This window comes from Calditrichota bacterium (genome assembly GCA_013151735.1).
Taxonomy (GTDB): Bacteria; Zhuqueibacterota; JdFR-76; order JdFR-76; family BMS3Abin05; genus BMS3Abin05.
Genome location: JAADHR010000077.1, coordinates 1 through 8366, shown reverse-complemented (window position 1 = coordinate 8366; position 8366 = coordinate 1). Strand labels below are relative to the sequence as shown.

Below are 8366 nucleotides of genomic sequence, written 5' to 3'. Positions count from 1 at the left end.
GGGTGATGACCGGCCTTCGACTCCGCTCTGGCACCGGCCTTCGACGGAGTTTATCCTGAGCAAGGTCCAAAGGCCGGTCATCGTATCGAAACGACCCCTTTTCGCCTCGGTCGCTTCGACTCCGCTCAGCGACCGGTGGCGGTGACTTGACGACCAGTGTCAGACATTCAATTCAAACAGGGCATTCGTCCTGTCACTTTCGGAATCTCAGGCCGGCTTATAAACAGGACGTGTGTAATTCGTCCGCTATCTTTAAGAGGAGTTTTTTCCGTTCCCGATAGTGCATGAATGCGCTCTTAAAGCCAAACATCACAATTTTTTTAATCTCTTCTTCGGTCAAATTAAATGTTCTTTGCGCCAGATCAATTTCTTCGGAAACGGTCGTATCTGAGAAGAGGCGGTTGTCCGTGTTGAGGGTAACCCGAAGCCCGTAATCCAGAAACCGGCGCAGGGGATGGTTGTGCAGCGATTGAATACTGCCGGTGTGCAGGTTGCTGCTCAGGCAAATTTCCAGGGCAATCCGGTGGTCATTTACGTAATCCATTAAATCCATGTCTTCGATCAGGTGGGTCCCATGCCCGATGCGATGTGCTCCCAGGTAGTGAATGGCCTGGTGAACGCTCTTGGGTCCGTAGGCTTCGCCGGCGTGTACGGTGCAATTGATATTGTTGTTCCGAATGGTGTAAAAGGCCTCCACGTGGTGCTTGGCCGGGTAATTGTATTCCGCCCCGGCCAGATCGAAACCAATGGCCCCGCGGTTCTTGTACGCCACTGTTAACTCCGCCAACTGCAGGGAGGTTTCCGGTTCCATGTGGCGAATCCCGCACACAATAACACCCGTACGGATGTTGTATTTATTCTCTGCCGCCCGCAACCCTTCGATGGTGGCATCCATGATGGTTTCCAAATTTAAGCCTTTTCTGGTGTGAAGAATGGGAGAAAACCGCATCTCCAGCAACCGGATGTTTTCCCGGGCCGCATCTTCTGCCAACTCAAATGCCGTTCTGAAAAGAGCAGCCTCCGTTTGCATGACGCTGAGAGTAATATCAAACCGTTTGATGTAGGCTTCCAAATCGGTAACCACTTTTCCCACCTGCAAATATTTTCGCAGGGAGGGAACATCTGAAAAGGGTAAATCGATTTTTTGTTTTTTGGCCAGGTCCAACAACGTTTCCGGGCGGATCGAGCCATCCAAATGAACGTGCAATTCCGCTTTGGGGAGTTGTTGAATGTCTTCTAATGTCATTTGATCCATAAGATTCTCCTTCTTTATGAATACGAAAAAGGTGACATTTTCTGTCACCTTCTTCTTTTTACACTATTTTAAATATATTGAATCGCTCGCGTTTCTCGGATCACGGTTACTTTAATGTGACCGGGATATTCCATATCGGATTGAATTTTGTGGGCAATGTCCGACGCCAAAACGAAAGCCTCCTCATCCGAAATATCTTCCGGCTCTACAATGACGCGAACCTCGCGTCCCGCCGAAATGGCGTAGGCCTTTGCTACACCTTCGAACGAATCGGCCAGTTTTTCCAGACGATCAATCCTCCTGACATAGCCCTCCAGGGTTTCACGGCGGGCACCGGGCCGCGACCCCGAAATGGAATCGGCTGCTGAAACCAGAATGGAAATGGGATGTGTGGGCTCCTCATCCTCGTGGTGCGAAGCAATCGCATTAATGACGACGGGATGCTCCCGGTATTTCTTGGCCAGTTCCACACCAATTTGTGTGTGCGTACTTTCGGAATTCTGGCTGATGGCCTTTCCGATGTCGTGGAACAAACCGGCCCGTTTTGCAAGCCGCACATCGAACCCAAGTTCAGCCGCCATGGCACCGGTCAGGAAGGCCACTTCTTTGGAGTGCTGGAGCACATTCTGGCCGTAACTGGTACGGTACTTTAGCCGGCCCAACATCTTGACAATTTCCGGATGGACCTTTCCGACACCCACCTCGCGAATGGCTTCGTTTCCGGCTTTCCAGATGATCTGTTCCATCTCCTTTTCGGATTGTTTGATCACCTGCTCTACCCGCTGGGGATTGATCTTTCCGTTCCGAATGAGTTTCTCAAGGGAAATGCGGGCAATTTCGCGCCGCACGGGATCAAACCCGGAAAGGACCACCGCTTCCGGTGAATCATCCACAATTACCTTCACGCCGGTGAGTGTTTCAAATATCTTAATATTCCGGCCGTCCCGGCCAATAATTCGCCCCTTTACATCCTCATTGTCCAGATTCACCACGGATATCGTGGATTCCACGGTGTGGTCGGAAGCCACTTTTTCAATTGCTTCGGTAATAATTTTCTTCGCTTCTTTGACCGCGTTTTCTTTGGCGTCGGTCAGAATGGATTGTGTCAGATGCACCGCTTCCAGTTTGGTGTCATGTTCAATATTCTTGAACAGAATCTTCCGTGCTTCATCGATGGAAAGGCCTGCCACGCGCTCCAGTTCCAGCATCTGCTTTTGCAGGATTTCCTTCACCTGAGCATTTTTGTTTTCATATTCTTCGCGCAGGCGCGCCAGTTCTTTTTCCTGATTGATCAGTTTTTGCTCTTTCCGGTTCAAATAATCCGATTGATTGTCCAGATTCTTTTCCCGCTGCTGAAGCTTTCGCTCCGCTTCTTCAAGAGCCTTTCTTTGTTCCCTGAATTCGGCTTCAACGGATTCCCGAATTCTGTATTTTTCTTCCTTTGCCTGAAGAATAATCTGATTTTTTTGCTTCTCCGCCTGCCGGGTGGCCTGCTTAATGATATCCTCTGCCCGGTAAAGCGTTTTTTGCGTGCGCCGCTGTTTGTATACATTGGCAAAAAGCCAGCCGGCAACAAATAAAGCCGTACCACCCAGTATATAAAATACAACCATCATTTTTTATTCTCCCTGTCCGCTAAGCGGCCTCTTGTTCCATTTTCGATCGTCGTTCTAATTCTGTTAATTGATCCTTAATCATCATTTTTCGAACCGATCCCAGATAATCCACAAAAAGGACGCCTTTTAAATGATCGTTTTCATGGAGAATTGCGCGGGCAAACAACCCCGTTGCCTTGTAATGCACCCGTTCGCCCTTTTCATTCAACGCCTCCACTTCCACTTCCTTGGATCGTTTCACGTCTTCCCGAATTCCGGGAATACTCAGGCACCCCTCTTCTGCAATACTGGTCGCATCCGATTTCCAGATGATTCTCGGGTTGATGAAGACCATGGGTTCTTCGGGTTCGCCTTCGACTTCACTCAAATCAATAATAAAAATGCGCTTGGAAACACCCACTTGAGGAGCAGCCAACCCCACACCGTCTTCCGCATACATCGTATCAAACATGCCATCCACCAATTGACGGACAGTCTCATCAATTGCGGACACCTCTTCTGCCATTTGCCGCAATACGGGATCTCCGTAAATTCTTACTTTTAAAAGAGACATCTATTGTCCTCCTGAAATCTTTGAATAGGGCCATTGTATGGTAACATCAAAACTAAATCTTTAGTCTAAAAAATAGCACAGGAAACGCAAATATTCAAGCTTTTTTAAAGGCTTACACTTGAGACGCCGGTCCGGGGAAATGGGTGGTGTCCTCATGCCCTTAAAATAGTTAATACGTCATCTACCGTTGCACATTGCACGGCCTGTTCCGCCATTTTCCGGCATTCTTCCAGTGAAAGATTCCGGATGACATCCTTCACCACCGGCACAGCCACAGGATTCATGCTCAGGGTGCGAATTCCCAATCCAATGAGCAGAGGAACATACGTCGGTTCCGAGGCCATTTCGCCGCAAACCGACACCTCTTCTTTCGCACCCGCAGCGGCTTGCGCAGTCATTCGAATCAACCGCAAAATGGAGGGGTTCAGCGGCTGATACAATTCCGCAACCGCCCCATTGTTGCGATCCACCGCAAGGGTATATTGAATCAGATCATTTGTACCGATACTCAAAAACTGACACTTTGCAATAAAATGATCGGCCAGCAAGGCTGCAGACGGAATTTCAATCATGACCCCCCGTTTGATTCGTTTGTGAATGGGGATGCCTTCCTGGAGCATGTGTTTCCGTACCTTTTCATACACCCGAACGATGGTATTGACTTCCTCCATGGTCGTGACCATGGGATAGAGAATTTTTACGGATCCGTAGGCACTTGCGCGAAGAATCGCGCGGAGCTGCTGTTCAAAATTCGCTCTATCCTTGGTCAAAAAATACCGAATGGAACGAAGTCCCAGCAGGGGATTGACCTCCGGCGTTTGTTGTTCCCGAAAAAGTAATTTATCCGCCCCCACATCCAGCGTGCGAATGGTGACTTCCTTCCCTTTCATTATATCGATGATTTCGCGGTAAATTTCAAATTGTTCTTTCTCATCAAGAAATTTACCGGCCTCGATAAACGAGTATTCGGTCCGATACAAACCGATTCCTTCCGCCCCGTATTCGAGCGCCTCCCGTGCCTCGTCGGCAGAGCCGATATTGGCCAGAATTTTGATCTGGTGTCCGTCCCGGGTAACGGCCGGTTCGAACCGCTTTTTCTGCAGAATCTGCCAGTGTTCCAGCTCTTCCTGGAGCTTCATGCGATATTTTTGTACCGTCTCGGGCTGCGGGTCGACAATTACCTTTCCGGAATCCCCGTCCACAATAACCGGAGCCCGGTCTTTGACTTCCTCCAGAAGCCCCTTTACCTGAACAATGGCGGGGATGTGATACGATCGGGCCAAAATGGCGGCGTGACCTGTGAGGCCCCCTTTCTCCGTTACGATAGCAATAATGCGTTTCCGATCGATGTTCATGACCATTTGAACCAACAAATCCCGGGCCATTAAAACAGCATTTTCAGGAGGGGCAAATAAGAACCGCTTGTGGGGCGATGAAAGCCAGCGAAGAATCCAGCGCTCCACAGCGAAAATATCATTCAAACGTTCTTTCAAATAGTCATCTTTTGCGGATTCCAGAGAATGGCTGTATTCCAGAACCGCTTTTCGAAGCACGGCTTCTGCATTCAGGTGCTCTTTTCGAATGCGCTCCGGAATTTCCTCTCTGAAAAAGGGGTCATTAATAATTTCCGCATAGGCATCAAAAATCTGGCTGGTGACCTTACCCAGGTCCTTCTCTGCCTGTTCCTTATTTTGCTGAATATGCCTGGCTGTTGCATCGAGGGATTTCAGATATCGCCGGACTTCGGCTTCCACCTGATTGGCACGAAGCTTCCTCGGCGGCACGTCCATAAAATCGGGCGTAAGCACCAGTGCTTTGCCAATGGCGATTCCTTCTGAAACAGAGAGTCCTTTTAGAATTTTCATCCGCTGTTTTTCCCGTTTGAAGCCATACGCAGGTAAGTTATTTTATCTATTATAGATATATAATATATAAAAATTTTCACGAAAATCAAAAAGTAAATTGTTAAATAGCTGCAATAATTCTCGTCATTATCCAAATGGAAAACTTTTCGCTTGATTTTTGGTTATTTTTTCGTTAAGATGGCATAGAATGAATGGCCCACTAATTTTCACTAATTATCACTAATTATCTCGACTTGTTTTTTCTTCGTGTCCATTCGTGAAAATTCGTGGGTAATAAAAAAGGGTTTACACCATGTACGATTACATTATTATTGGTTCGGGTTTTGGCGGAAGTGTTTCAGCCCTTCGGCTGGCCGAAAAGGGCTATCATGTGGCCGTGCTCGAGAAAGGGAAACGCTGGCAGCCTTCCGATTTTCCCAGAACAAATTGGGTGCTTCACAAATTCTACTGGATGCCTAAACTCTTCATGTACGGAATCCAGTGCATGACCCTGCTCAAGGACGTTTTTGTACTCCACGGAGCCGGTGTGGGCGGCGGGAGCCTGGTGTACGCCAACACCCTGCCGGTTCCCCCGGATAAGGCCTTTGACGACCCGCGCTGGGGAAGCCTCACCAAGGAAAAACTCAAACCCTTTTACGACCTGGCTTACAAAATGCTGGGGGCGGCCTTGCCGCCGGAAGAAGCCATGAATCCCACCGATTACAAATTAAAGGAAATTGCAGAAGATCTGGGGATGGGACACACCTTTGAAAAACACCCGCTCAGTATTTTCTTCGGCGAACCCGACGTGGAGGTGGAGGACCCCTATTTTGACGGCAAGGGCCCCCGCCGAAGCGGATGTGTTTTCTGCGGCGGATGTATGGTGGGCTGCCGACACAATGCCAAAAATACCCTCGATAAAAATTACCTGTACCTGGCCGAACAACTGGGCGTTGAGATTTTCCCGGAAACAGAGGCTGTGGATGTCCTTCCTGAAGGAACGACGTATAAAATTGTCACCCGAAAATCAACGGGATGGCTTCACCCCAAAAGGGAATTTCGTTCCAAAGGCGTTATCTTTGCCGGGGGTGTTTTGGGAACGGTCCGTCTGCTTCTGAAGCTCAAAGAAAAGGGATCCCTGCCGGATTTGTCTGATACGCTGGGCGATTTCGTGCGAACCAATTCCGAGGCGCTGGGAGGCGCTTCCACACGAGATCCGAATCTCGATTGCTCCAAGGGCGTGGCCATTACATCCGGCGTGGATGTGGATGAAAATACGCACATCGAGGTCGTCCGATACGGGGCCGGTCAGGACGCTCAGGGCATTCTGAAAACCGTTTTAACCGAAGGCGGGAAGGGAATCCCCCGGCAGCTCTGGTGGCTCGGGACCATTCTTCGGCACCCGCTTCGTTTCTTGCGATCGCTCTGGCCTTTCGGATTTGCCAAGAAATCCGCCATTTTGCTCGTCATGCAGCCCACCCACAATTACCTGCGGCTTTCTTACAAGCGCCGGTGGATTCTGTTTGGCCGAAAGGGCTTTACAACGGATTGGCAGACGGGCGCCAAGGTACCGAAATACATGCCGGTTGCGAACAAAGCCTTTCGGATGATGGCGGAAAAAATTCACGGCGAACCGATGTCCATGTTGCCGGAGGTGTTGTTTGGAGTGGCCACCACCGCGCACATTTTAGGCGGATGTTCGATGGGTGAATCGCCGGACAGGGGCGTCATCGATTTTGATGGGAAGGTTTTCAATTATGAGAATCTGTATGTCATTGACGGGTCGATTGTCCCGGCCAATTTGGGGGTCAATCCGAGTCTCACCATTACAGCGCTGGCGGAATACATGATGAGCCGCTTCCCGGAGAAAAAGTGACCCACGAATGAACATGAATTATCCCAAGGTTCTTCGGATAAATGCGTGCTTTTTATCAATAACGAAAGCGCTTATTCACCTATCCGTTGCCCCGACGCGTTTGTCCTGAAACGAATCAAAGGGAGCAAAACTCTCAGAGTTGTAACCTATCTGGAATCCAAACTCGGAAATTCATTCTGCGTGAGAAAAACAGACGTCACCGGAACACCGGGTAAAAAAATTGATTTTAGAAAAAACATCGAAGATGTTTAACAATTGTAGATTCTTTGCGGAATAGGAAAATATCGAACCCCGAAGGGGTTCAACACAGCCGGATTTGTTTATGTTTAACACTTTCAGTGTTGGTGTTTTTGTTGATGTCAAACCACCACCATAGGTAATCCCCCTGGCGGATTAACCGGACGATGAGTTTATTTCGCCCTTACAGGGCTTGGGAAAAATTGGCCATTCACCCTTTCCCGGGGCGCTGCCCCGGGCTTAGGTATTCCGCCCCTCCGGGGCTTTGGAAGCCCCAAACGAAGGCAGACTGAAAGTTGCCGATTTCTCAGCCCAACGGGCTGAAATAAACGAGCCCGGGGCAACGCCCTGGGAAAAGAGTCCCCCAGGCAAGCCAAAAGAAAAAAGGCTACAAACCTATCGTCCCTAAGGGACTGTATTTATTATTGTTAACTGAGAATTAATCAATCTGTGTAATGAGAGCACCGTTAGGCGCGAAAGGTTTGGTGTGAATAGGGTACCCCATTACTATAAGTGCCGTAGGTACGAAAGGTTAACAGATTGAAATTGCTGAGATTATTCGAAATTTAATACTCGTTAGATTGACGGAAATTGCCTACCCGTGGATTCCATGAAATAATATGATTTGTGGTCTTTTTGCACAGCCTCTAAAAATCGAGGCAAGTCAAAAAAGAATGGAAATGCCATTAGAAAAAAGCGAGACCCATTTAACCAATACCGTGTTTTTATTTCTTTCGTGTCCATTCGTGGGAAATTAAAACGGGATGTCGTCTGTGTCTTTTTTGTTTTCGATAAAGTCATGCCGCCGGATGGCCAGTTCCTTCTTTTTGAGCTCCAGGTACTTTTGGTTTAATGCGGTCACGTCCGCTCCGCCGCCCATCTGAGCCTGACGCATGGCCTGGCGCACCTCGTCAATTTGCCGCCGGACCTCCACCAATTTGATGGTTGCCACACAATCCTCCGCCCAGCGCCTGAGGTCCTTTTC

Annotated in this window: 6 protein-coding genes; 1 reads left to right on the top strand and 5 read right to left on the bottom strand. The window is 48.9% G+C overall.

Translation table 11 applies throughout. The annotated features are described in order from the left end of the window. Nucleotides 1-217: 217 nt before the first annotated feature. The 4 genes from add to ptsP form a co-directional block, all read right to left on the bottom strand. Entirely contained in the window at nucleotides 218-1255 is a 1038-nt protein-coding gene (add, locus tag GXO76_05420) for an adenosine deaminase (protein ID NOY77291.1), read from the bottom strand. A gap of 68 nt (nucleotides 1256-1323) precedes the next feature. After that, nucleotides 1324-2871: a ribonuclease Y gene (rny, locus tag GXO76_05415; protein ID NOY77290.1), complete on the bottom strand. Its 1548-nt coding sequence runs from the start codon at nucleotides 2869-2871 to the stop codon at nucleotides 1324-1326. Between the two features lie 19 nt (nucleotides 2872-2890). Then, nucleotides 2891-3424 (bottom strand): peptide deformylase, encoded by a 534-nt coding sequence (gene def / locus GXO76_05410; protein NOY77289.1) that lies wholly within the window; start codon nucleotides 3422-3424, stop codon nucleotides 2891-2893. 152 nt (nucleotides 3425-3576) lie between these two features. Then, complete coding sequence (gene ptsP / locus GXO76_05405; GenBank protein NOY77288.1) at nucleotides 3577-5289, bottom strand: phosphoenolpyruvate--protein phosphotransferase; 1713 nt, start codon at nucleotides 5287-5289, stop codon at nucleotides 3577-3579. Nucleotides 5290-5581: 292 nt separating this feature from the next. Between ptsP and GXO76_05400 the strand changes: the two genes are divergently transcribed. After that, nucleotides 5582-7144: a GMC family oxidoreductase gene (locus tag GXO76_05400; protein ID NOY77287.1), complete on the top strand. Its 1563-nt coding sequence runs from the start codon at nucleotides 5582-5584 to the stop codon at nucleotides 7142-7144. A 991-nt stretch (nucleotides 7145-8135) separates the two neighbouring features. Here the strand turns inward: GXO76_05400 and GXO76_05395 are convergent. Then, nucleotides 8136-8333 carry a hypothetical protein gene (locus GXO76_05395; GenBank protein ID NOY77286.1) on the bottom strand — a complete coding sequence of 66 codons (198 nt, stop codon included), beginning with the start codon at nucleotides 8331-8333 and terminating at the stop codon, nucleotides 8136-8138. Between the last annotated feature and the right edge of the window lie 33 nt (nucleotides 8334-8366).

Coding starts and splice junctions, on each gene's coding strand:
- rny (NOY77290.1), bottom strand. CDS start 2,871: ATGATGGTTGTATTTTATATACTGGGTGGTACGGCTTTATTTGTTGCC.
- GXO76_05400 (NOY77287.1), top strand. CDS start 5,582: ATGTACGATTACATTATTATTGGTTCGGGTTTTGGCGGAAGTGTTTCA.
- ptsP (NOY77288.1), bottom strand. CDS start 5,289: ATGAAAATTCTAAAAGGACTCTCTGTTTCAGAAGGAATCGCCATTGGC.
- add (NOY77291.1), bottom strand. CDS start 1,255: ATGGATCAAATGACATTAGAAGACATTCAACAACTCCCCAAAGCGGAA.
- def (NOY77289.1), bottom strand. CDS start 3,424: ATGTCTCTTTTAAAAGTAAGAATTTACGGAGATCCCGTATTGCGGCAA.